This window comes from Streptomyces sp. CB02261, from assembly GCF_001905665.1.
In the GTDB taxonomy this organism is placed as follows: Bacteria; Actinomycetota; Actinomycetes; order Streptomycetales; family Streptomycetaceae; genus Streptomyces.
Genome location: NZ_LIVX01000003.1, coordinates 215,763 through 238,362, shown reverse-complemented (window position 1 = coordinate 238,362; position 22,600 = coordinate 215,763). Strand labels below are relative to the sequence as shown.

Annotated in this window: 21 protein-coding genes and 1 tRNA gene; 12 read left to right on the top strand and 10 right to left on the bottom strand. The window is 70.9% G+C overall.

Annotated features, from left to right (window positions below):
• The first annotated feature begins 19 nt into the window (after positions 1-19).
• A complete protein-coding gene (locus AMK29_RS11255; RefSeq protein WP_073811307.1) occupies positions 20-799 on the top strand; it encodes a GNAT family N-acetyltransferase in 780 nt (259 codons plus the stop codon).
• 654 nt (positions 800-1,453) lie between these two features.
• Here the strand turns inward: AMK29_RS11255 and AMK29_RS11245 are convergent.
• Together AMK29_RS11245 and AMK29_RS11240 are read right to left on the bottom strand one after the other, a co-directional pair.
• A complete protein-coding gene (locus tag AMK29_RS11245) occupies positions 1,454-1,675 on the bottom strand; it encodes a hypothetical protein (RefSeq protein WP_073811305.1) in 222 nt (73 codons plus the stop codon).
• Between the two features lie 119 nt (positions 1,676-1,794).
• Complete coding sequence (locus AMK29_RS11240; RefSeq protein ID WP_073811303.1) at positions 1,795-2,472, bottom strand: esterase/lipase family protein; 678 nt, start codon at positions 2,470-2,472, stop codon at positions 1,795-1,797.
• Between the two features lie 115 nt (positions 2,473-2,587).
• Here AMK29_RS11240 and AMK29_RS11235 point away from each other — a divergent pair, with 115 nt between their 5' ends.
• Positions 2,588-4,909, top strand: coding sequence for a helix-turn-helix transcriptional regulator (locus AMK29_RS11235; protein ID WP_073811301.1), 2,322 nt, complete (start codon positions 2,588-2,590; stop codon positions 4,907-4,909).
• An 18-nt stretch (positions 4,910-4,927) separates the two neighbouring features.
• On the opposite strand, the gene AMK29_RS11230 is transcribed toward AMK29_RS11235, so the two are convergent.
• A tRNA-Gly gene (locus AMK29_RS11230) sits at positions 4,928-4,998 on the bottom strand.
• A 403-nt stretch (positions 4,999-5,401) separates the two neighbouring features.
• Here AMK29_RS11230 and dcd point away from each other — a divergent pair.
• Both dcd and AMK29_RS11220 read left to right on the top strand, forming a co-directional pair.
• Positions 5,402-5,977: a dCTP deaminase gene (gene dcd, locus AMK29_RS11225; RefSeq protein ID WP_073811299.1), complete on the top strand. Its 576-nt coding sequence runs from the start codon at positions 5,402-5,404 to the stop codon at positions 5,975-5,977.
• Positions 5,978-5,990: 13 nt separating this feature from the next.
• The gene (locus tag AMK29_RS11220; RefSeq protein ID WP_073811296.1) at positions 5,991-6,488 is read left to right on the top strand and encodes a phosphoribosyltransferase; all 498 of its coding nucleotides are present in this window, start codon (positions 5,991-5,993) and stop codon (positions 6,486-6,488) included.
• Between the two features lie 67 nt (positions 6,489-6,555).
• On the opposite strand, the gene AMK29_RS11215 is transcribed toward AMK29_RS11220, so the two are convergent.
• The 3 genes from AMK29_RS11215 to AMK29_RS11205 all read right to left on the bottom strand — a co-directional run bounded on the left by AMK29_RS11215 (position 6,556) and on the right by AMK29_RS11205 (position 10,494).
• Positions 6,556-7,422, bottom strand: a complete 867-nt coding sequence (locus AMK29_RS11215) for a Yip1 family protein (protein WP_073811290.1) — start codon at positions 7,420-7,422, stop codon at positions 6,556-6,558.
• 214 nt (positions 7,423-7,636) lie between these two features.
• Positions 7,637-9,898 (bottom strand): (Fe-S)-binding protein, encoded by a 2,262-nt coding sequence (locus AMK29_RS11210; RefSeq protein ID WP_073811288.1) that lies wholly within the window; start codon positions 9,896-9,898, stop codon positions 7,637-7,639.
• A gap of 107 nt (positions 9,899-10,005) precedes the next feature.
• Entirely contained in the window at positions 10,006-10,494 is a 489-nt protein-coding gene (locus AMK29_RS11205) for a sugar transferase (RefSeq protein ID WP_073811285.1), read from the bottom strand.
• Positions 10,495-10,831: 337 nt separating this feature from the next.
• On the opposite strand from AMK29_RS11205, the gene dnaK reads away from it, so the two are divergent.
• The 4 genes from dnaK (at position 10,832) to AMK29_RS11185 (ending at position 15,057) form a co-directional block, all read left to right on the top strand.
• A complete protein-coding gene (dnaK, locus tag AMK29_RS11200) occupies positions 10,832-12,676 on the top strand; it encodes a molecular chaperone DnaK (RefSeq protein ID WP_073811283.1) in 1,845 nt (614 codons plus the stop codon).
• Complete coding sequence (gene grpE / locus AMK29_RS11195; RefSeq protein WP_073811280.1) at positions 12,673-13,335, top strand: nucleotide exchange factor GrpE; 663 nt, start codon at positions 12,673-12,675, stop codon at positions 13,333-13,335. The genes dnaK and grpE overlap by 4 nt, the downstream gene beginning before the upstream one ends.
• Positions 13,336-13,428: 93 nt before the next feature.
• Positions 13,429-14,610, top strand: coding sequence for a molecular chaperone DnaJ (gene dnaJ, locus AMK29_RS11190; RefSeq protein WP_073811279.1), 1,182 nt, complete (start codon positions 13,429-13,431; stop codon positions 14,608-14,610).
• Between the two features lie 3 nt (positions 14,611-14,613).
• Positions 14,614-15,057: a heat shock protein transcriptional repressor HspR gene (locus tag AMK29_RS11185; RefSeq protein ID WP_073811278.1), complete on the top strand. Its 444-nt coding sequence runs from the start codon at positions 14,614-14,616 to the stop codon at positions 15,055-15,057.
• 83 nt (positions 15,058-15,140) lie between these two features.
• Here the strand turns inward: AMK29_RS11185 and AMK29_RS11180 are convergent, their stop codons facing one another.
• Positions 15,141-15,608, bottom strand: coding sequence for a hypothetical protein (locus AMK29_RS11180; RefSeq protein ID WP_073811275.1), 468 nt, complete (start codon positions 15,606-15,608; stop codon positions 15,141-15,143).
• A 5-nt stretch (positions 15,609-15,613) separates the two neighbouring features.
• Positions 15,614-16,657, bottom strand: coding sequence for a helix-turn-helix transcriptional regulator (locus AMK29_RS11175; protein WP_198942221.1), 1,044 nt, complete (start codon positions 16,655-16,657; stop codon positions 15,614-15,616).
• A 107-nt stretch (positions 16,658-16,764) separates the two neighbouring features.
• On the opposite strand from AMK29_RS11175, the gene AMK29_RS11170 reads away from it, so the two are divergent.
• Both AMK29_RS11170 and AMK29_RS11165 read left to right on the top strand, forming a co-directional pair.
• A complete protein-coding gene (locus AMK29_RS11170) occupies positions 16,765-17,028 on the top strand; it encodes a hypothetical protein (protein WP_073811270.1) in 264 nt (87 codons plus the stop codon).
• Positions 17,025-17,345 (top strand): (2Fe-2S)-binding protein, encoded by a 321-nt coding sequence (locus AMK29_RS11165; protein WP_073811266.1) that lies wholly within the window; start codon positions 17,025-17,027, stop codon positions 17,343-17,345. Before AMK29_RS11170 ends, AMK29_RS11165 begins: the two co-directional genes overlap by 4 nt.
• 194 nt (positions 17,346-17,539) lie before the next feature.
• On the opposite strand, the gene AMK29_RS11160 is transcribed toward AMK29_RS11165, so the two are convergent.
• Positions 17,540-17,944 carry a pyridoxamine 5'-phosphate oxidase family protein gene (locus AMK29_RS11160; protein WP_073811264.1) on the bottom strand — a complete coding sequence of 135 codons (405 nt, stop codon included), beginning with the start codon at positions 17,942-17,944 and terminating at the stop codon, positions 17,540-17,542.
• 122 nt (positions 17,945-18,066) lie between these two features.
• Here AMK29_RS11160 and clpB point away from each other — a divergent pair, with 122 nt between their 5' ends.
• Positions 18,067-20,661: an ATP-dependent chaperone ClpB gene (clpB, locus tag AMK29_RS11155; RefSeq protein WP_073811261.1), complete on the top strand. Its 2,595-nt coding sequence runs from the start codon at positions 18,067-18,069 to the stop codon at positions 20,659-20,661.
• Positions 20,662-20,754: 93 nt separating this feature from the next.
• Entirely contained in the window at positions 20,755-21,288 is a 534-nt protein-coding gene (locus tag AMK29_RS11150; RefSeq protein ID WP_073811258.1) for a YbjN domain-containing protein, read from the top strand.
• 99 nt (positions 21,289-21,387) lie between these two features.
• Here the strand turns inward: AMK29_RS11150 and AMK29_RS11145 are convergent, their stop codons facing one another.
• Positions 21,388-22,557, bottom strand: a complete 1,170-nt coding sequence (locus AMK29_RS11145; RefSeq protein ID WP_382615846.1) for a pyridoxal phosphate-dependent aminotransferase — start codon at positions 22,555-22,557, stop codon at positions 21,388-21,390.
• Positions 22,558-22,600: the final 43 nt, after the last annotated feature.

The following is a 22,600-nucleotide window of genomic DNA, read 5'->3' as shown; positions in this document are numbered from 1 at the left end:
GCTCACTACCGTAGGCGCCATGACAACAAGATCCACGTCGGCTGACCGGCCCACCTCCGTGGCCCTTGCCGAGGCCCCGACGCGTCAGGCCCGCAACTCCGCCGCCCACTGGATCGCGACCGGCCGCTCCCGGGGGCACGAGGTCGTCCGACGCCGCGGGTTCGTCGCGGTCGACGGCGACGAGCGGGCCGGCCTGCGGGTGCTGGTCCAGGAGCCCGACCTCGGTCCGGACGAGGTCGCCGAGCTGAGCGGGCTGGTTCGGCGGGCGGCGGGCCCGGCGACCGTCGAGGATCCGTTCGGCTCGACCGACCTGAGCCACCTGGGCATGCGCGACTGGCAGATGCCGGTCATGCTCCGCCCGCCGGGGCCCGTCGGCGAACCGGCGCTGGACGTGGTCCGGGTACGGCGGCCCGAAGACCTCCAGGCGGCCGAGCGGATCGTGATCGAAAGCTTCGAGCTGACCGGATTCGAGCCCTACCGCCCCGGCGAACTGTTCCCCCCGACGCTGATCGAGCAGCCGGGCGTGGACGTGTTCGTCGCCCTGCACGACGGCGTGGTGGCGGGAGCCTGCGTCAGCGTCGTCGACGACGGCGTCGGCAGCCACTACTGGGTCGGTACGTCGTCGGCGTTCCGGTCACGTGGCGTGGGGCGGGCCGTCATGCTCGGAGCCCTCGCCCACCTGGCGGACCTGCCGGCCACGCTCACCGCCTCGAAGCTGGGCAGGCCGCTGTACGAGTCCCTGGGATACACCGTCGCGGCCCCCTCGACCTGGTGGGCCTCCACTCCCGCGACACGGTAGCGACCGGCTCCGAGGGCCCCGCGCACGACGATCCTTTCCGGTCGAGTACCGCGAGCATCCCCTGCGGCACGGGAACTCCCGAGGAGGGTTCAGGCCGCTGTGGCGCGGCCCGCGGGGCTGGGGCTACCCCGCCCGCGCGGTCGTGTGCAGGAGCCCGGACGCGTACGTCTGCAAGCGGCTGTTCCGGTCAGCCGTTTCGGCGGCCCTCACGGCCCTCCTCGGCTGGGGCACCCTCGGACCGGCTCTTCCCGCCTTCGCCCAGCGCCCCGCGCAGCCCCTCCACGAGGGGCGACAACGACAGAGCCCCAGGCCGCTGACCTGGGGCTCTGGCGCCGTGGATGAAGACGGCAACGGACACGCCTCGTGGCCCGATGCCGAAAAAACCATCGTCACGAGTGGGAGCTAGCCCGCCCCGCGTCGAGCCGCACCCGTGCCGGAGGCGGGCGCCTGCGCATCCTCGTCGAGGAGGAAGGCTTCGATCTCCCCGAAGTCGGGCGCTTGGAAGGGATTCGTGGTGGGGTGCGGTGATGCCGCAGCGGCACAGGGGGGCGCCCCTTCCGGAGCGGAGAACGGCGAGGTCAGGTCGATGAGAGGGGTCCTCTTCCGTGCGGGTCCATGAACTGATCTGGTGTGCCGTGACCGGGCACGGCGGTCCTACAGCTTGCTCATCTTGGCGTACGGACTCAGGATCCGCGCTTGCGCGGAGCTGAAATCCACGACCGCCGCGATCCCCTCCTCTATGCCGATGACCCGGCCGAGGCCGTACACGTCGTGTGTGACCTGGTCGCCCACGGCGAAATGCTTGGGAGGCGGCGTGACCGGGGGCTTGAAGGGGCTGGTGGGCAAAAAGCGCTTCGGTGCACTTGGCTTTGTCATTGCTGCCAGTATGCGCCCACCCGTATCCGCTACGACCTCTCCCGTCCGCAGTGTGCGGTGGAGGACGGCCTCGGGGTGACCGCCCTCCGCCTCCGGGGTTCAGTCGGTGACGGCTCGCGTCATCTGACGAAGTTCCGCGTCAGCTGCGAGACGTTCTCGCTGACCAGCAGCCACGCGTGCTCCACACACCCCACGCTGGTGTTGGTCGCGCCGGACAGGACCGTGCTCGAGTCCGGGTTGATCAACTCGTCGCACGTGGACCAGAAGGTCCCGTAGTTGACGGCCCCGGGCGTCTCGTCGCCGCTGTTGAGGGCGGTCAGGAAGGTGCTGCCCGTCGCCATCTCCTTGCACGACGCGAGCGCCCAGTCGCAGACCTGCGCCGCGTTCGTGCCGTGGTTCGGGCCGCCCAGGGACACCCAGTCGTCGACGTACGAGGTGCCGCCGAGGAACTTCAGGTACCAGCGCGAGCCCAGCCCGCCCATCGAGTGGGTGACGACGTCCACCTTCGCCGCGCCGGTGCGGGCGCGCAGCGCGTCGACCTGATCGCGGATCTGCGCGGCGGTCGTCTCGTTCGACTGGAACGGGTTGTACGACATCGCGTACAGCCGGTCGGCCGGCCAGCCTGACGCCTTGAAGTCGGAGACCATCTCGTTGAAGTTCCACGCGCCGCCCTTGTATCCGTGGACGAACAGAACCGGATCGGGCACCGCCGCCTGGGCCGGGGCCGCCGGCAGCAGGACGGCCGCCGCCGCGGCACAGGCCGCGACGGCGGAGAGCGCACGGGTGAATCGTCGCATCGGGGATCCTCGCACTCGTTGGGGGAGCCCCAGAGTGAGGGCGGCGCGACGCCACAGCCATCGGCTGTTTCACCAGTCTTTACACCCCGGTAACTTAGCTCTAGCGTTACGAGACATGCCAGTTGGGCCACGCAGCGCGGGCGCGCCGGGACAACAGCCGGGTGCCTGCGCCCCCGGCCTCTCGCAGGACGGCGTCAGCGTGCGCGTCTGGCTCGCGGTGCACGGCGACGCGCGCGCGGCGGCCGAGTTCACCGCCGCACTCACCGCGCGTGAACGCGCCGGCCTCGACCCGCTGCCCGATCCGCTGACCCGCCGACTGCTGGCCACGGAACAGCACCGCACCCGCCTCGCCCGGCTGCCGGCCGCCACGCGCCGACTGCTGCTGCTCGCCGCCGCCGACCAGCACCCGGTGGAGAGCCGGGCGTTCGACCGCGCGGTGGTCGCCGCCGGACACGAGCCCACGGACCTCGAACCCGCCGAGGAGGCCGGCCTCATCCGCTCCACCGCCGCCGGTCTCGTCTTCGCCGACCCGCTGGTACGGGACGTGGTGTACGACAGCGCCGGACCCGAGGAGCGGCGCCTCGCCCACCGGTCGCTGGCGCTCGTCCTCGACCCGAGGACCGAGCCCGGCCCGTGGAACTGGCATCGCGCCTGCGCCTCCCTCGGCCCGAGCAGCCGTCTCGCCCGCGCCCTGGCCGGCGCACCCGCCCCCGACCCGGCGACCGCCGCCCACCACGCGGAACGCTCCGCGCTCCTCAGCTCCGACACCGCCGTCCGTCACGCCGCCCTCGCCCGTGCCGCCCTCCACGCCTGGCACGGCGGCCGGTCCGACCGCGCACGCTGTCTCCTCGCCGCCGCGGAACGCACGCCTCCCGGCACAGATCCCCGCGTGCGGCTGCTCCGCGGCCTGGTCACCTTGCGCTCCGGGCACGCCCCCGATGCCTACGACGACCTGGCCGGGGCGGCGACCTCCGCTTTCGCCGGCGCGCGGGGGGCGTGCGCCGTGGCCGGCGCGGGGCGTTCGGCGACCGGCGGTACGCCTGCCGGGTACGCCTTCGACGCCCCCGCGACCGCCGCGTACGCCCTCGCGTACGCCGCCGAAGTCGGCCACTACACCGGCGACCTGCACCGCTGCCACCAGGCCGCGGTCCTCGCCCGGAAGAGCCCGCCACCGTCCGCTCCCGCAGCCCGCGCCCTGCTCGCCGGACTCACCGGGATCGCCTCCGCCGTGTGCGGCCGCTACGCCGAGGCCGCCGTCCGGCTCCGTGAAGCCGTGTCCCTCGCCCGGCACGGCGACGACCCCACCGTGCTGGTGCACGCGGCGCTGGCCGCGCTCTACCTCGGCGACGACGACCTCGCCCTGGCCATGGCGCACCAGGCCGAGTCCGCCGCCCGAGCCCAGGGCGAACACGCCGTCCTACCCCGGCCGCTGGAGTTCCGCGCGTACGCCGAGGCGTGGAACGGGCGCCTCGGCACCGCGACGGCCACCGCGGTCGACGCGCACCGCCTCGCCCGCGAAACCGGCCAGGACAACGTCGCCTGCCACATCCTGGCCGGCCTCGCCCTGCTTGCCGCGGTCCAGGGCGACACCACCGCGTGCCGGGACCGCGCCCGGCAGGCACGGACGTACGCGGCGGAGCACGGCATCGGGCTCGCCACGGCGCTCAGCCTCTGGGCGCTCGCCTACCTCGACCTCACGCAGGGCCGGCCCGCCGAGGCCGCCTCCCAGCTGCGCACCCTGGCCCGCCTCGGCCCCGGGCACGGGCATCCGGCTATTCGGCTGCTCTCCACCCCGCACTACGTGGAGGCCGCCGTCCGCGCCGGCGAACCCGCCGCCGCGGCCGCGGCGGCCGTCGGCTACACACGCTGGGCGGGCACCGTCGCCAGCCCGGGTCATCTGGCCCTCGCGGCCCGCTGCCGGGCGCTGCTCACCTCCGGCGGGGAAGCCCTCGCCCACTACCGGGACGCCCTGGACCTGCACGACGCGGACGGCCGTCACCTCGAACGCGCGCGGACCGAGTTGCTGTACGGCATCGCCCTCCGACGGATGCGGCGGACCACGGAGGCGCGGGACCGGCTGCGTGCGGCGCTCCAGGCGTTCGAGCAGTTCGGGGCCCTGCCCAGCGCGCGGCACGCGGAGGCGGAACTGCGCGCACTCGGCGACACGGCCCGGTGCGCCCGCCTCCCGGCGGCGGCGGCCCTCGGCGCGCTCACCGCGCAGCAGACCCTGATCGCAAGCATGGTGGCGGAGGGAGCGACGAATCGCGAGATCGCGATCCGGATGGTCCTCAGTCCCCGCACGATCGACCACCACCTCCGCGGCATCTACGCCCGCCTCGGCATCTCGTCACGGGTGGAACTCGCGCGCCTCGTCGACGCACAGCGCACGGCAGGCACCCTCAGAGCCCTGGACAACGACGAAGCCCCAGGCCACTGACCTGGGGCTTCGTAGAAGAGCGGATGACGGGAATCGAACCCGCGCTATAAGCTTGGGAAGCTCATGTTCTACCATTAAACTACATCCGCACAGCGGCCGGGTGATCCGTGCCGCATCGTTGCACACTGTACCCCATGCGCCACTTGAGGCGAAGCTGCTCCCTTTTCGGGGTGCGGAGTGCCGCCGCGAGGGCGTCCCGTTGATCCCCTATTGTGACTGCTCGTCCAGCACATGTGTAGGGGAAGGGACTTGATGGGTCCGATGGAGCGCACCGTCGTCCGTTGTGCCGAAGGGCATGTGTTCAGTACCGCCTCGTTCCCGCTGCAGCAGCTCGGGGCCGGGCGGATCGGGCCCGGGCGGCTCGTCCGGTGTCCGCGGTGTGCGCGGCTGCGGCACGCGGTACCGGTGGAGGCCGGGCGGCGCTGACCTGGTGTCGGGGCGCGGGTGCCTGCCGATTGGGGCAGGTCCGCGCCCTCTGCGTATCGTGGGGGCGTGCTTCTCTCAGACAAGGACATCCGGGCCGAGATCGATGCCGGACGGGTGCGCATCGACCCGTACGACGAATCCATGGTGCAGCCCTCGAGCATCGACGTGAGGCTTGACCGCTTCTTCCGGGTGTTCGAGAACCACCGCTACCCCCACATCGACCCCGCGGTCGAGCAGCTCGACCTGACCCGCGAGGTCGAGCCCGAGGGCGACGAGGCGTTCATCCTCCACCCCGGCGAGTTCGTGCTCGCCTCGACCTACGAGGTCATCACCCTCCCGGACGACATCGCGTCACGCCTGGAGGGGAAGAGTTCTCTCGGGCGGCTCGGGCTGGTCACGCATTCGACCGCCGGCTTCATCGACCCCGGGTTCTCCGGGCACGTCACCCTGGAGCTGTCGAACCTCGCCACCCTGCCGATCAAGCTCTGGCCGGGCATGAAGATCGGGCAGCTCTGCATGTTCCGGCTCAGCTCGCCCGCCGAGTTCCCGTACGGGAGCGAGCGGTACGGCTCCCGGTACCAGGGGCAGCGGGGGCCGACGGCCTCCCGTTCCTTCCTGAACTTCCATCGGACCCAGGTGTGAGGCGGTAGCGGTCATGAGTGAGGTACGCGAGAACCTGACGTACGAGGGTTTCGGGCGCGCGGTGCGCGAGCTGGCGCAGACCATCGCCGACGACGGGTACGAGCCGGACGTCGTCCTGTCCATCGCCCGTGGCGGTGTCTTCGTCGCCGGCGGTCTGGCCTACGCCCTCGACTGCAAGAACATCCACCTGGTCAACGTGGAGTTCTACACGGGGGTCGGGACCACGCTGGAGATGCCGGTCATGCTCGCGCCGGTGCCGAACGCGATCGACTTCAGCGACAAGAAGGTGCTCATCGCCGACGACGTCGCCGACACCGGCAAGACCCTCAAGCTCGTCCACGACTTCTGCGTCGACCACGTCGCCGAGGTCCGCTCGGCCGTCATCTACGAGAAGTCGCACTCCCTCGTGAAGTGCGAGTACGTGTGGAAGAAGACCGACGAGTGGATCAACTTCCCCTGGTCGGTCGAACCGCCCGTCGTCAAGCGTGAGGGCCAGGTCCTCGACGCCTGAGCCGTACGCGGACGACGAAGGCCCCCACCGGATGCGGTGGGGGCCTTCCTCGTGTCCGTGTCGCGGCCTACAGCGTGCCGAGCTTGATCAGGCTCAGCAGCGCCACCAGCTGGATCGCCGACGCGCCCAGGGCCTTCGGCCACGGCAGGTCGTGCGAGCGGCTCACCATCAGCGTGAAGAGCGCGCCCGCCGCCAGCCAGGTCAGCCAGCCGATGACCTGCACGAGGCCGTTCTCGCCGCCGAGGAACAGCGCGAAGACCAGCCGGGGCGCGTCCGTGATCGACATGATCAGCATGGAGAGGCCCACGGTGGGCTGCCACGCCCCGTCGCCGCCCAGCTGGCGGGCCAGGGTGTGCGTGACCGCGCCCAGGATGAGTCCGCCGACGACGAACCCGAGGGCGGTCATCAGGACGTACGGGATCGCCGTCGACAGGGTCGCGTTGATCGCCTCTTCGCGCGCCTTGTCGAAGCCGAAGATCGCGAGGAGCCCGTAGAGGAAGGTCACGACCAGGGCCGGGCCCCAGACGGCGTGGTCCCGCATCCGCAGGAAGGTGTCCGCCGGGCGCAGCACGATGCCGCTCAGGAGGGCCTTCCAGGGGAGGCGGGGGCCCGTCGGCACGGGCGCGGCGGCGTGGTGGGCCCCCGCGTCGCCGTACGGGTCGTCGACGCTGAACATCTGCGTGTGGCCCGGGTTGTTCGCCGCGGCCGCGTGGGGGTGCTGCGGCCGGCCGTACGGATCTCCGAAGTACTCCGGCTCCCCGTACGGCTGCTGCTGTTGCCCCTGCTGTCCGTACGGAGCGGGGCCCTGGCCCTGCGGGGGCCACTGCTGCTGCGGGTACGGCGGCGGGGCCGCGTTGTACCCGTTCGGCGCCTGCTGCGGTTGTTGTTGCGGGGGGCGGTTGTCCCGGCCGCGTCCGTTCCTGAATCCAGCCACGTCGTCGAACGTACCCGCTCCGGCTGTGTGGGCGCTCCTCGGGCGGCCGCTTGCCACTGAGCTGTGACATCCCCTAAGGGGTGACCCGGGGGGACTTGGGGGGGATGGGGTGGTTTGTGGCGTCGGCCCTGGGCCCCGCACGACGGAGGGCCCCCACGACGGAGAGGGCCGCCCCGCGGTCGTCGCGGGGCGGCCCTCTCTCACGTACGGGAGGTCAGGAAGCCGGTTCCGGCTCCGGCTCCGACTCCTCCGCCGGCTCGGGCTCGACCGGGGTCTTCACCGAGTCGAGGAGCAGCTGGGCCACGTCCACGACCTGGACGGACTCCTTGGCCTTGCCGTCGTTCTTCTTGCCGTTGACCGAGTCGGTCAGCATGACCAGGCAGAACGGGCAGGCGGTGGAGACGATGTCCGGGTTGAGGGACAGGGCCTCGTCGACGCGCTCGTTGTTGATGCGCTTGCCGATGCGCTCCTCCATCCACATCCGGGCACCACCGGCGCCGCAGCAGAAGCCGCGCTCCTTGTGGCGGTGCATCTCCTGCTGGCGCAGGCCGGGGACGGCGGACATGATCTCGCGCGGCGGCGTGTAGACCTTGTTGTGACGGCCCAGGTAGCACGGGTCGTGGTAGGTGATCAGGCCCTCGACCGGGGTCACCGGGACCAGCTTGCCCTCGTCGATGAGGTGCTGGAGCAGCTGGGTGTGGTGGATGACCTCGTACTCGCCGCCGAGCTGCGGGTACTCGTTGGCGATGGTGTTGAAGCAGTGCGGGCAGGTCGAGACGATCTTCTTCGCCGACTTCGGCTTCTTCGTCGACTCGTCCTCGTCGTCCTCGCCGAACGCCATGTTCAGCATCGCGACGTTCTCCTGGGCGAGCTGCTGGAACAGCGGCTCGTTGCCGAGGCGGCGGGGGGAGTCACCGGTGCACTTCTCGTCGCCGCCCATGATCGCGAACTTGACGCCCGCGATGTTCAGCAGCTCGGCGAAGGCCTTGGTGGTCTTCTTGGCCCGGTCCTCCAGGGCGCCCGCGCAGCCGACCCAGTACAGGTAGTCGAACTCGGAGAGGTCCTCGGCGTCCTTGCCGATGATCGGGACCTCGAAGTCGACCTCCTTGGTCCACTCGACGCGCTGCTTCTTCGCCAGGCCCCAGGGGTTGCCCTTCTTCTCCAGGTTCTTGAGCATCGTGCCCGCCTCGGACGGGAACGCGCTCTCGATCATCACCTGGTAGCGGCGCATGTCGACGATGTGGTCGATGTGCTCGATGTCGACCGGGCACTGCTCGACGCAGGCGCCGCAGGTGGTGCAGGACCACAGGACGTCGGGGTCGATGACGCCGTTCTCCTCGGCGGTGCCGATGAGGGGGCGCTCGGCCTCGGCGATCGCGGAGGCGGGGACGTCCTTGAGCTGCTCCTCGGTGGCCTTCTCGTTGCCCTCCATGTCCTTGCCGCCGCCCGCGAGCAGGTACGGCGCCTTGGCGTGCGCGTGGTCGCGCAGCGACATGATGAGGAGCTTGGGGGAGAGGGGCTTGCCGGTGTTCCAGGCGGGGCACTGCGACTGGCAGCGGCCGCACTCGGTGCAGGTGGAGAAGTCGAGGATGCCCTTCCAGGAGAACTGCTCGACCTGGGAGACGCCGAAGACGGCGTCCTCGGCCGGGTCCTCCCAGTCGATCTCCTTGCCGGCCGTGGTCATCGGCTGGAGCGCGCCGAGGGCGGTGGAGCCGTCGGCGTTGCGCTTGAACCAGATGTTCGGGAAGCCGAGGAAGCGGTGCCAGGCGACGCCCATGTTGGTGTTGAGCGAGACCGTGATCATCCAGGTGAAGGACGTGACGATCTTGAGCGCCGCGAAGAAGTACGTGAGGTACTGGATCGTGCTCAGGCTGAGGCCGTCGAGGAGCGCGATCAGCGGGTACGAGGCGAAGAAGCCGGGCTCCCAGCTCGTCACGTGGTGCTGCACGCCTTCGAGGGCGCGCAGCGTCATGATGCAGACGCCGACGATCAGGATGACGGCCTCGACGAAGTAGGCCTGGCCCGTCTTGGAGCCGGTGAAGCGGGACTTGCGCCCCGCCCGGTTCGGGCTGCTGAGCTGGCGGATCACGATGAGGGTCACGATGCCGAGGACCGTCATCAGGCCGAGGAACTCGGTGAAGATCTCGTACGGCAGCCAGTCGCCGATGACCGGGATCAGCCAGTCGGCCTGGAAGAGCTGGCCGAAGGCGTTGACGATCGTCAGGAGCAGCGAGAAGAAGCCCACCGCGACGAACCAGTGCGCGAAGCCGACGATGCCCCAGCGGTTCATCCGTGTGTGGCCGAGGAACTCCTTGACCAGCGTGATGGTGCGCTGTGTGGGGTCACCGGTACGCGTGCCGGCGGGCACCGGCTGACCGAGCCGCACGAAGCGGTAGATCTGCGCGGTGGCGCGGCCGAACAGCGCGACGGCCACCACCGTGATGGCGATCGACACGATGATCGCTGCGAGTTGCATGAAGGGCTCCTCGGGCGGGCCTACTAAGCGGTAACTTATTGAGTTCCTGCTGAGATTACCCCGTCGCGGCCCCGCGCTGTAGCGGCGCTCGCGGTGATATGTGTCGCTCAGGCAAACCTTGCCGCGCGACGCCTGCGTACAGCTGGAAGCGTACGCGCCAGGATGCTCAGATCCATCCCCAGCCAGTGGTGGTCCACATAGTGGAGGTCGAGCAGCTCGCGCTCCTCCCACGGCAGGTCCGAACGTCCGCTGATCTGCCACGGGCCGGTGAGGCCGGGGCGTACGGAGAGTCGGCGGCGTCCCTCGCCCGCGCACTCGCGGTGGGAGGGGGTCAGCGGGCACGGCCCCACCAGTGACATCCGGCCGGCGACGACGTGCAGCAGCAGGGGCAGCGCCGCCAGCGGGCTCCGGGTGCGGAAGGTCAGCATCGTGAAGGGGCGCCCGTCGAGGCCCGCCACCGTGCGGCGGCGGAGCACGCCGTGGCCCGGGGGTGTCGCGGCGAGGGCGACCGAGGCGGCGACGGCGGCGAGCAGCGGGGACAGCAGCACGAGGAGGGCGAGCCCGCCCAGGACGTCGAACGTGCGCTTGGCCGTCATTCCCCACACCCTTCCGAGCGTCGACCGAGAACCATGGGTAACCGAGAATCATGGGATATTCGTGGGATATGCCTGCTTTGCCCGGCAAGGAGCATCCGGACTCTCTCATGCCGCACCCCGCCCGGTCCCGGATCGACGCGCGCGCCCGGTCGGTGACGCCCGGAGTGGTTCCGGCGACCTGAACGGCCCGATCGGCCTGATCGGCCTGAACGCCTCGGCATGAGCGCGTCAGCGGGCGACAAGTTGAGTCGACTCCACTCAGGTCTGTTGACGCGGTCGGGGTCGTCATGCATCCTTGAGTCAGATCCACTCAAGTACGTCAGCTGGAGGAATCGAAATGGCACGTGCGGTCGGCATCGACCTGGGCACGACTAACTCCGTCGTCAGCGTTCTGGAAGGCGGCGAGCCCACCGTCATCACCAACGCCGAGGGCGCCAGGACCACGCCGTCCGTCGTCGCCTTCGCGAAGAACGGCGAGGTGCTCGTCGGCGAGGTGGCCAAGCGTCAGGCCGTCACCAACGTCGACAGGACCATCCGGTCGGTCAAGCGCCACATGGGCACCGACTGGAAGATCGAGATCGACGGCAAGAACTTCAACCCGCAGCAGATGAGCGCCTTCATCCTGCAGAAGCTGAAGCGCGACGCCGAGGCGTACCTGGGCGAGAAGGTCGTCGACGCGGTCATCACCGTCCCGGCGTACTTCAACGACTCCGAGCGTCAGGCGACCAAGGAGGCCGGTGAGATCGCGGGCCTCAACGTCCTGCGCATCGTCAACGAGCCGACCGCCGCGGCCCTCGCGTACGGCCTGGACAAGGACGACCAGACGATCCTCGTCTTCGACCTCGGTGGCGGCACCTTCGACGTGTCCCTCCTGGAGATCGGCGACGGCGTCGTCGAGGTGAAGGCCACCAACGGTGACAACCACCTCGGTGGTGACGACTGGGACCAGCGCGTCGTCGACTACCTGGTGACGCAGTTCCAGAACGGTCACGGCGTGGACCTGGCCAAGGACAAGATGGCTCTCCAGCGTCTCCGCGAGGCCGCGGAGAAGGCGAAGATCGAGCTGTCGTCCTCGACCGAGACCTCGATCAACCTGCCCTACATCACGGCGTCGGCCGAGGGCCCGCTGCACCTGGACGAGAAGCTCACGCGCGCCCAGTTCCAGCAGCTGACCTCGGACCTGCTCGACCGCTGCAAGGTGCCGTTCCACAACGTCATCAAGGACGCGGGCATCCAGCTCTCCGAGATCGACCACGTCGTCCTCGTCGGTGGCTCGACCCGTATGCCGGCCGTCGCCGAGCTCGTCAAGGAGCTGACCGGCGGTCAGGACGCCAACAAGGGCGTCAACCCGGACGAGGTCGTCGCCATCGGCGCCGCGCTCCAGGCCGGTGTCCTCAAGGGTGAGGTCAAGGACGTCCTGCTCCTCGACGTGACCCCGCTGTCCCTCGGCATCGAGACCAAGGGCGGCATCATGACCAAGCTCATCGAGCGCAACACCACGATCCCGACCAAGCGGTCCGAGATCTTCACGACGGCCGAGGACAACCAGCCGTCCGTGCAGATCCAGGTCTACCAGGGCGAGCGCGAGATCGCGGCGTACAACAAGAAGCTCGGCATGTTCGAGCTGACCGGTCTGCCGCCCGCCCCGCGTGGCGTCCCGCAGATCGAGGTCGCCTTCGACATCGACGCCAACGGCATCATGCACGTGACCGCGAAGGACCTGGGCACGGGCAAGGAGCAGAAGATGACCGTCACCGGCGGCTCCTCGCTGCCGAAGGACGAGGTCGACCGCATGCGCCAGGAGGCCGAGCAGTACGCGGACGAGGACCACCGTCGCCGCGAGGCCGCCGAGTCCCGCAACCAGGGCGAGCAGCTCGTCTACCAGACGGAGAAGTTCCTCAAGGACAACGAGGACAAGGTCCCCGGTGACGTCAAGACCGAGGTCGAGGCGGCGCTCGCCGAGCTGAAGGAGAAGCTCAAGGGCGAGGACACCGCGGAGATCCGTACGGCCACCGAGAAGGTCGCGGCCGTCTCCCAGAAGCTCGGCCAGGCGCTGTACGCCGACGCCCAGGGCGCGCAGGCCGCGGGCGGCGACGGCGCCGGCCAGCAGGCGCAGGCCGACGACGACGTCGTCGACGCCGAGATCATCGACGACGAGCCCAAGAAGGGTGGTCAGGCGTGACCGAGGAGACCCCGGGCTTCGAGGAGAAGCCCGACGTCCCCTCCGGCGCCACCCCTGACGACGCCGCCGAGGCCGTCGAGACCTCCGACGAGGAGGTCCCGACGGCCCCGGCCGGGGACGCAAGCAGCCAGAAGTCGGCCGGTGCCGCGGGCCTCACCGCCCAGCTGGACCAGGTCCGTTCCGCGCTCGACGAGCGCACCGCGGACCTCCAGCGGCTCCAGGCCGAGTACCAGAACTACCGCCGCCGCGTGGAGCGGGACCGGGTCACGGTCAAGGAGATCGCCGTCGCGAGCCTCCTGTCCGACCTCCTCCCGGTGCTCGACGACGTCGGCCGGGCCCGGGACCACGGCGAGCTCGTGGGCGGGTTCAAGTCGGTGGCCGAATCGCTGGAGACCGTCGTCGCCAAGATGGGTCTGCAGCAGTTCGGCAAGGAGGGCGAGCCCTTCGACCCGACGATCCACGAGGCCCTGATGCACTCGTACGCGCCGGACGTCACCGAGACGACCTGCGTGGCGATCCTGCAGCCCGGGTATCGGATCGGCGAGCGGACCATCAGGCCCGCCCGCGTGGCCGTCGCCGAGCCCCAGCCGGGCGCGGCCCCGGCCAAGGAGGACGGCACGTCGGCCGACGAGGAGAGCGGTGCCCCCGACGAGGGGTGACGCGACGGTCGTCGGAGCAGGGGTGACCGCCGGAGCGCCGGCGGTCACCGGACCAGTGACGGACACCGGAGCAGTCCGGAAGGAGGGACGTCGATGAGCACGAAGGACTTCGTCGAGAAGGACTACTACAAGGTCCTCGGCGTCCCCAAGGACGCCACGGACGCCGAGATCAAGAAGGCGTACCGGAAGCTTGCCCGCGAGAACCACCCGGACGCCAACAAGGGCGACAGCAAGGCGGAAGCGCGCTTCAAGGAGATCTCCGAGGCGAACGACGTCCTCGGCGACCCGAAGAAGCGCAAGGAGTACGACGAGGCCCGCGCCCTCTTCGGGAACGGCGGCTTCCGCGCCGGAGGCCCGGGCGGCGGCTCGTTCAACTTCGACCTGGGCGACCTCTTCGGCGGCGCCCAGGGCGGCCCCGGCGGAGCGGGCGGCTTCGGCGGCGGTGGCGGAATCGGGGACGTCTTCGGCGGCCTGTTCAACCGCGGCGGCGGCGCGGGAGCCCGCACCCAGCCGCGGCGCGGCCAGGACATCGAGTCCGAGGTGACCCTCAGCTTCACCGAGGCCATCGAAGGCGCGACCGTACCGCTGCGGATGTCGAGCCAGCAGCCGTGCACGGCGTGTTCGGGCACCGGCGACAAGAACGGCACGCCCCGTGTGTGCCCGACCTGCGTCGGCACCGGGCAGGTCTCGCGCGGCAGCGGTGGCGGCTTCTCGCTCACCGATCCGTGCGTGGACTGCAAGGGCCGGGGCCTGATCGCCGAGAACCCGTGCGAGGTCTGCAAGGGCAGCGGCCGGGCCAAGTCCTCCCGCACCATGCAGGTCCGCATCCCGGCCGGCGTGAGCGACAACCAGAAGATCCGTCTGCGCGGCAAGGGCGCGCCGGGCGAGCGCGGCGGGCAGAACGGCGACCTGTACGTCGTCGTGCACGTCGACGCCCACCCGGTGTTCGGCCGCAAGGACGACAACCTCACCGTCACCGTGCCGGTCTCCTTCACGGAGGCCGCGCTCGGCGGCGAGATCAAGGTGCCGACCCTCGGCGGCCCCGCGGTCACCCTCAAGCTGCCCGCGGGCACCCCGAACGGCCGGACCATGCGCGCCCGGGGCAAGGGCGCGGTCCGCAAGGACGGCACCCGGGGCGACCTCCTCGTGACGGTCGAGGTCGCGGTGCCGAAGGAGCTGGACGACAAGGCACGTGACGCCCTGGAGACCTACCGCGAGGCGACCGCCTCCGAGGATCCGCGGGCGGAGCTGTTCCAGGCCGCGAAGGGAGCGTGACCCGTGGACGGGCGCCGACGTAATCCGTATCAACTGACCGACGAGTCGCCGGTGTACGTCATCTCGGTGGCGGCCCAGCTCTCGGGTCTGCACCCGCAGACCCTGCGGCAGTACGACCGGCTCGGTCTGGTCTCCCCGGACCGCACGGCCGGCCGGGGCAGGCGCTACTCGGCCCGTGACATCGAGCTGCTCCGTCAGGTGCAGCAGCTGTCGCAGGACGAGGGCATCAACCTGGCCGGGATCAAGCGGATCATCGAGCTGGAGAACCAGGTCGCCGCGCTGCAGAGCCGGATCGCGGAGCTGTCGGCGGCGGTCGACGGCGCGGCGGCGGCGATGCGGCAGCGCGAGGCCCAGGTGCACGCCTCGTACCGGCGCGACCTGGTGCCGTACCAGGACGTGCAGCAGGCGAGCGCCCTCGTGGTGTGGCGCCCCAAGCGCGGCGAGTAGACGCGACGGGACACGCGTGAGGCCCCCTCCATCACTGTGGAGGGGGCCTCACGCGTGTCCGGGCGGGATCGGGCGCGTCCGGGTCAGGGGATCAGCTCCGACACGATGTCGCCGACCGTCTCGAACCAGGGCGCGGCGCCGGTCCCGAAGGCCGCGGCGAGGGCGGTGCCGAGGGCGATGTCGTGGGGGGTCGCGCCGGGCTCCCAGGTGTCGACGACCCGGCCGTCGCCCGAGCTGACGAGGGTGCCGATCCGCCGCCGGCCCCGCTGGAACCGGCTCTGGTCGTATCCGCAGGGGATCAGCCGGTAGCGGGCGCCGCCGGTCCGTACGTCGACCCGGTAGGAGCGCCGCAGGAGCCGTCCGCGGGCCGGCCGGATCGTGGCGGGCTCCCCGTCCACGGTGAGCGCCAGGAGGCCGGCCCTGCGGGTCCCGATGGGGGTGGTGGTGTCGGGGCGGGTCCCGGGGGCCCGGACGAGCTCCACGGTGGGCAGCCCGTGCCCGGAGACCCTCAGGGTCCCGGCGGGGCCGTCGAGGTCGATCTGTACGTACACGGTGGTCAGGCGTTCCGTTCGATACCGGTCAGGTGGCGCGCGGGCCGGTTGTCCCCGTCGAGGATGCCCGACTGGGCGATGAGGTAGCCGAGCTGGGCCCGGCTGCCGCTGCCGAGGGCGGCGGCGAGTTTGGCGATGTGGGCGCGGCAGGTGCGCACGTTCATGCCGAGGCGGCGGGCGATGGCCTCGTCGACGTGGCCCTCGACGAGGAGCTTGGCGATGGAGCGCTGGACGCCCCCTATGCCGTCCACGGAGGGGCTGTAGGGGATCTCCTCCTCCCAGGGCACGCCGTGCAGCCAGAACTGGTCGAAGACGCCGACGAGGTACTGGACGAGGCCTTCGTGGCGCAGTTCGAGGGCGACCTGGCGGTCGCTGCGCGCGGGCACGAAGGCGACCTTGCGGTCGACGATGATCAGCCGGTCGACGATCTCCTCGAGGGTGCGCAGGTCGAGGCCGTAGGGGGCGACGCGCTCGACGTAGGCGAGGGTGGCGGGGTGGTGCCGCGCGGTGTGCTGGTAGAGCGTGCGCATCCGGACACCGCGGTCGAGGAGCGGCTCCATGCGGCGCAGGGCGGCTTCGAGGGTCTCGGGACGGCGGCCGCTGCCGGGCTGGATGGTGAGGAGTTCCTCGGTGCACTCGTTGATGGCGCGGTCGAGGGCGGCGTTGATGACGCTGAGGCCTTCGAGGACGGTGATGGCCTGTACGCCGGAGGGATCCTGCGTGTGGAGGGCCATGAACGGCTCGAAAGCGTCGGCGAGCGCGATGGCGTGCTGCCGGCGGGCCTGTATCTCCTGCTCGATGGGGTGCACGAGCTGGCTGAGGGCGATCGACGGCGGTACGGGACGCAGCCACTGGCTGTCGTCCGGGTCCGGGTGCAGCAGGGAGAGGGCCCTCAGACAGGGGGCGCCCTCGGCGTCCGCACGGGCTATGCGTCCGGTGCGGAGAGCGCTCGCATAGAGCTCCTTGCCCACGTCGCATAGTTCACCGTGACTGTGCTTATGACCGGACTCGTCGCATTCTCGCCTCATTTGCACCCCCCTCAGGGTCATGAATTACAGGAACATGATGCCCGGCGTGGCTGGTGAAAGGGGGCGTGCGTGAGCCATCGTCTTATTCGCGGGGGGGAGGTAGTGATCAAAAGAGGTGGAGATCGGTCATGACCAGGATGGTTCGTGCACTTAGCGCCATAGCCGTTGCGGCGGCTGCTCTCGGCGCACTCGCCGTCGGCGAGCCCTCGTGGGAGGTCGCTCCGGCGCACTCCGTCGCGGGGCCGGACGAGCCCTCGTGGGAGATCGCACCGGCGCACTCCGTGGTGGCGGGACCGGGCGAACCCTCGTGGGAGAGCGCATCCGCGGACACCGTGCTCGCGGCACCCTACGAGCCGTCCTGGGAGATCCCTGCCCGGGGCGCGGGCGCGTGACCGTGCCGCCGGACGACCCCAGGTTCCGACGGGAGATGGCTTCGGCCTACCGATCCGGATGGCACTTCGTCGACCTCGCCACGGCCATCCCCCACCGTGGCGACTCGCTGAAGGTCACCCTCTTCGGGGAGCCGATCGTGGTGGCACGGGAGCAGGACGAGGACGTCCGCGCCTACCGCTGCCTCCGCCGGCCCCGCGGCGCCCCACAGCCCATCCGCTGTGCCATCCGGTACGGCATGATCTTCGTCAACCTCGACCAGCGGGACCACCAGCTGATCGAACCCGAGACCATCACCGCCACCCCCCGCAGTGCCTGAGCGATTCCCCCGTCGTTGTAGATCGCTCAGGTACTACCCCCCACACAGCGGCGCCATCGCGGACCTGAAACGCGATGGCGCCGCTGTGCTGCGTCCGGAGCCGAGCTCCGCCGGTACGTGCGGCCGGAGCCCGGCGGCCGCTCCGCCGCGTCCGGAGCCGGGGTGCACGGCTGCACCGCGCGCCCCGGAGCCCGTCAGGCGCGGCCCATCGCCCGTGTGAGGGTGATCTCGACGACGACCCGGTCCGGGTTCGGGGCCGGCGTCCGTCCGTACCGCTCCGCGTAGCGGGCCACGGCGTCCGCGACGACCTCCGCCTCCGTACGGATGCGGGCGACGCCCTCCAGGGTGGCCCAGCGCCCCTTGTCGACCTGGCAGACCGCGACCCGCGCCCCCTCCGGGCCCGCGGCCAGGACGTTGGCGACCTTCCGGCTGTGCTTGTTGGTGATGACCCGCGCGTACCCGTTCTCGGGGTCGTACGTGACGCCGACCGCCACGACGTGCGGGGTGCCGTCCGGGCGCGGGGTGGTCAGGGTGCACATGTGGTACTCGCGCCAGAAGCTGAGGTACGAGTCGGAGGGGTTCCTCGGATCAGTCGCCATGCCCGGAAACTACCCGTACGGGAGCTGTGGGCGACACCTTGAGCGGAACCGACTCAACTTTGTGTACTCTGGAGAGGTCATAAAGGGAGAGGACCCACGACGTTCGAGGAGGAGCACCGCACGTGGACGCCGAACTGACCAACCGGAGCCGGGACGCGATCAACGCGGCGAGCAGCCGCGCCGTGTCCGAGGGGCACGCCGACCTGACCCCCGCCCACCTGCTGCTCGCGCTGCTCACCGGCCAGGACAACGAGAACATCACCGACCTGCTCGCCGCCGTCGACGCCGACCAGGCGGTCGTCCGCGCCGGCGCGGAGCGGCTGACCGCCGCCCTGCCGAGCGTCACGGGGTCGACGGTCGCGCCTCCGCAGCCCAACCGCGAGTTCCTCGCGGTCATCGCCGACGCCGACCGGCAGGCGAAGGAGCTCGGCGACGACTACCTGTCCACCGAGCACCTCCTCATCGCGATCGCCGCCAAGGGCGGCCAGGCCGGTGAGATCCTCGACCGGCAGGGCGCGAGCGCATCCAAGCTGCTCGACGCGTTCGAGAACAGCAGGGGAGGACGCCGGGTGACCACACCCGACCCGGAGGGTCAGTACAAGGCGCTGGAGAAGTTCGGTACGGACTTCACGGCCGCCGCGCGCGAGGGCAAGCTGGACCCGGTCATCGGCCGCGACCACGAGATCCGCCGCGTCGTGCAGGTGCTGTCCCGCCGCACCAAGAACAACCCGGTCCTCATCGGTGAGCCCGGCGTCGGCAAGACCGCCGTCGTCGAGGGCCTCGCCCAGCGGATCGTGAAGGGCGACGTGCCCGAGTCGCTGAAGAACAAGCGGCTGGTCTCGCTCGACCTCGGCGCGATGGTCGCCGGGGCCAAGTACCGCGGCGAGTTCGAGGAGCGGCTCAAGACCGTCCTCTCCGAGATCAAGGCCAGCGACGGCCAGATCATCACCTTCATCGACGAGCTGCACACGGTCGTCGGCGCGGGCGCCGGCGGCGACTCCGCCATGGACGCGGGCAACATGCTGAAGCCCATGCTGGCCCGCGGCGAGCTCCGCATGGTCGGCGCGACCACCCTCGACGAGTACCGCGAGCGGATCGAGAAGGACCCCGCCCTGGAGCGCCGCTTCCAGCAGGTCCTGGTCGCCGAGCCGACGGTCGAGGACACCATCGCCATCCTCCGCGGCCTCAAGGGCCGGTACGAGGCCCACCACAAGGTGCAGATCAACGACTCCGCCCTGGTGGCCGCCGCGACCCTGTCCGACCGGTACATCACCTCCCGCTTCCTCCCCGACAAGGCCATCGACCTCGTCGACGAGGCCGCCTCCCGGCTCCGCATGGAGATCGACTCGTCCCCGGTCGAGATCGACGAGCTCCAGCGCTCCGTGGACCGGCTCCGCATGGAGGAGCTGGCCCTCAAGAACGAGACGGACGCGGCGAGCAAGCAGCGCCTGGAGAAGCTCCGCCGCGACCTCGCCGACCGCGAGGAGGAGCTGCGGGGCCTCACCGCCCGCTGGGAGAAGGAGAAGGAGTCCCTCAACCGGGTCGGTGAGCTGAAGGAGCGCCTCGACGAGACCCGCGGCCGGGCCGAGCGCGCCCAGCGCGACGGCGACTTCGACACCGCGTCCAAGCTGCTCTACGGGGAGATCCCCGCCCTGGAGCGGGAGCTGGAGGAGGCCTCGGAGGCCGAGGCCCAGCAGGAGTCCTCCAAGGACACGATGGTCAAGGACGAGGTCGGCCCCGACGACATCGCGGACGTGGTCGGCTCCTGGACCGGCATCCCCGCCGGCCGTCTCCTGGAGGGCGAGACGCAGAAGCTGCTCCGGATGGAGGACGAGCTCGGCAGGCGCCTGATCGGCCAGTCCGAGGCCGTGCAGGCGGTCTCCGACGCCGTGCGCCGGACCCGCGCCGGCATCGCCGACCCCGACCGGCCCACCGGCTCCTTCCTCTTCCTCGGCCCGACGGGCGTCGGCAAGACCGAGCTGGCGAAGGCGCTCGCCGACTTCCTCTTCGACGACGAGCGGGCCATGATCCGCATCGACATGTCGGAGTACGGCGAGAAGCACAGCGTCGCCCGTCTGGTCGGCGCGCCTCCCGGCTACGTCGGCTACGAGGAGGGCGGCCAGCTCACGGAGGCGGTCCGCCGCCGCCCGTACAGCGTGGTCCTGCTCGACGAGGTGGAGAAGGCGCACCCGGAGGTCTTCGACGTCCTGCTCCAGGTCCTGGACGACGGGCGGCTCACCGACGGCCAGGGCCGGACGGTGGACTTCCGCAACACCATCCTGGTCCTCACGTCGAACCTCGGCAGCCAGTACCTGGTGGACCCGCTGACCTCGGCCGAGGTCAAGAAGCAGCAGGTCATGGACGTGGTGAGGGCCAGCTTCAAGCCGGAGTTCCTCAACCGGCTGGACGACCTGGTGGTCTTCTCCGCCCTCGACCGGGCCGAGCTCGGCCGGATCGCGCGGCTCCAGATCGACCGCCTCGCGAAGCGCCTCGCCGAGCGGCGGCTCACCCTGGACGTCACCCAGGAGGCCCTGGACTGGCTCGCCGAGGAGGGCAACGACCCCGCGTACGGCGCGCGGCCGCTGCGCCGCCTGATCCAGACGGCGATCGGCGACCGGCTCGCCAAGGAGATCCTCGCGGGCGAGATCCAGGACGGCGACACGGTCCGCGTGGACCGCTTCGAGGACGGTCTGATCGTGGGACCGGCCGGACGCTGACGATCGCGCTCAGCCATCCGACCGGCCCGGGGTTGCCACAACCCGCCCGGGATGGGGGAGGATGGCGAGCATCCGTACGAAGGGAAATACACGGTGAGCATCGACCCGTCCTCGATTCCGAATTTCGGGGGCCAGCCCCAGCCTCAGGCCGCAGGACCGGCGGGCCCCGTCGTCCCCGACCAGGACCTCGTCAAGCAGCTCCTCGAGCAGATGGAGCTGAAGTACGTCGTCGACGACGAGGGTGACCTCGCGGCGCCGTGGGAGGAATTCCGCACGTACTTCATGTTCCGCGGCGAGGACGAGCAGCAGGTCTTCTCGGTGCGGACGTTCTACGACCGTCCGCACTCGGCCGACGACCGCGCGCGGATCCTCGACGCGATCGACGACTGGAACCGCCGCACCCTGTGGCCGAAGGTCTACACGCACCTGCACGAGGAGGAGGACGGCTCCGCCACCCTCCGCCTCATCGGTGAGGCCCAGATGCTGATCGGCACCGGCGTCGCCCTGGAGCACTTCGTGTCCTCCACGGTCAGCTGGGTCCGCGCCTCCATCGAGTTCGACAAGTGGATCGTCGAGCAGTTCGGTCTGGAGACCCCCGAGGAGAAGGCGGGCGACGAGGAGGCCTGAGCCTCCCCCGTACCGCCACGAGAGCCCGGCCCCCCGTCAGCGGGGGGCCGGGCTCTCGTACGTCCCGGGGCGTCTCGGCCGCGCCCCGGCGCGGCGGCCTCAGCCCAGCCGCTTCAGGCGGGAGACGGCCTCCTCCAGGACCTCGGTCTTCTTGCAGAAGGCGAAGCGGACGAAGGGGGCGCCGGCGTCGCGGTGGTCGTAGAAGACGGCGTTGGGGATGGCGACGACCCCGGCGCGCTCCGGCAGCGACCGGCAGAAGGCGAAGCCGTCGGCGTCGCCGAGCGGGCGGATGTCGGTGGTGACGAAGTAGGTGCCGGACGGCCGGTAGACCTCGAAGCCCGCCTGCGCGAGGCCCTCGCTCAGCAGGTCCCGCTTGGCCTGGAGGTCGGCGCGGAGGCCGTCGAAGTAGGAGGCCGGGAGCCGGAGGGCCTCGGCGATCGCGTACTGGAACGGGCCCGAGGAGACGTACGTGAGGAACTGCTTGGCCGAGCGGACGGCGGAGGTCAGCTCGGGGCTCGCGGTCACCCAGCCGACCTTCCAGCCGGTGAAGGAGAAGGTCTTGCCGGCCGAGCCGATGCTGACCGTGCGCTCCCGCATGCCGGGGAGGCTCGCGATCGGGAGGTGCTCGGCGCCGTCGAAGACCAGGTGCTCGTACACCTCGTCGGTGACGACGAGCAGGTCCCGCTCGACGGCGAGCTCCGCGACGGCCGTGAGTTCGGCCCGGGTGAGGACGGTGCCGGTCGGGTTGTGCGGGGTGTTGAGGAGGATCAGCCGGGTCCGGTCGGTGACGGCGGCCCGCAGCTCGTCCAGGTCGAGGACGTAGGACCCCTCGTGCGGACGGAGGGTGACGGGGACCCTGGTCCCGCCGGCCATCGCGACACAGGCCGCGTACGAGTCGTAGTACGGCTCCAGGGCGATCACCTCGTCGCCCGGCTCGACCAGGGCGAGCAGCGCCGCCGCGATGGCCTCGGTGGCGCCCGCGGTGACGAGCACCTCCGTGTCCGGGTCGTACGTCAGGCCGTACCGCTCCCGCTGGTGGTCGGCGACGGCCGAGCGCAGCTCCGGGACGCCGGGGCCGGGCGGGTACTGGTTGCCGCGACCGTCCCGCAGGGCGCGGACCGCGGCCTCCCGGATCTCCTCGGGGCCGTCGGTGTCGGGGAAGCCCTGACCGAGGTTGATCGCTCCGGTCCTGGCGGCGAGCGCGGACATCTCGGCGAAGACGGTCGTCCCGAACTCGGCGAGGCGGCGGTTGAGCGGCGGTCGTGTCATGACGGCCATCCTGGAGCCAAGCTCTGGACTTGCTCAAGTGCGC

Coding starts and splice junctions, on each gene's coding strand:
- AMK29_RS11245 (WP_073811305.1), bottom strand. CDS start 1,675: ATGACAAAGCCAAGTGCACCGAAGCGCTTTTTGCCCACCAGCCCCTTC.
- AMK29_RS11240 (WP_073811303.1), bottom strand. CDS start 2,472: ATGCGACGATTCACCCGTGCGCTCTCCGCCGTCGCGGCCTGTGCCGCG.
- AMK29_RS11205 (WP_073811285.1), bottom strand. CDS start 10,494: ATGACGGCCAAGCGCACGTTCGACGTCCTGGGCGGGCTCGCCCTCCTC.
- AMK29_RS11235 (WP_073811301.1), top strand. CDS start 2,588: ATGCCAGTTGGGCCACGCAGCGCGGGCGCGCCGGGACAACAGCCGGGT.
- AMK29_RS11255 (WP_073811307.1), top strand. CDS start 20: ATGACAACAAGATCCACGTCGGCTGACCGGCCCACCTCCGTGGCCCTT.
- dnaK (WP_073811283.1), top strand. CDS start 10,832: ATGGCACGTGCGGTCGGCATCGACCTGGGCACGACTAACTCCGTCGTC.
- AMK29_RS11145 (WP_382615846.1), bottom strand. CDS start 22,557: ATGACACGACCGCCGCTCAACCGCCGCCTCGCCGAGTTCGGGACGACC.
- AMK29_RS11170 (WP_073811270.1), top strand. CDS start 16,765: ATGACCAGGATGGTTCGTGCACTTAGCGCCATAGCCGTTGCGGCGGCT.
- AMK29_RS11160 (WP_073811264.1), bottom strand. CDS start 17,944: ATGGCGACTGATCCGAGGAACCCCTCCGACTCGTACCTCAGCTTCTGG.
- dnaJ (WP_073811279.1), top strand. CDS start 13,429: ATGAGCACGAAGGACTTCGTCGAGAAGGACTACTACAAGGTCCTCGGC.
- AMK29_RS11210 (WP_073811288.1), bottom strand. CDS start 9,898: ATGCAACTCGCAGCGATCATCGTGTCGATCGCCATCACGGTGGTGGCC.
- AMK29_RS11220 (WP_073811296.1), top strand. CDS start 5,991: ATGAGTGAGGTACGCGAGAACCTGACGTACGAGGGTTTCGGGCGCGCG.
- AMK29_RS11175 (WP_198942221.1), bottom strand. CDS start 16,657: ATGACCCTGAGGGGGGTGCAAATGAGGCGAGAATGCGACGAGTCCGGT.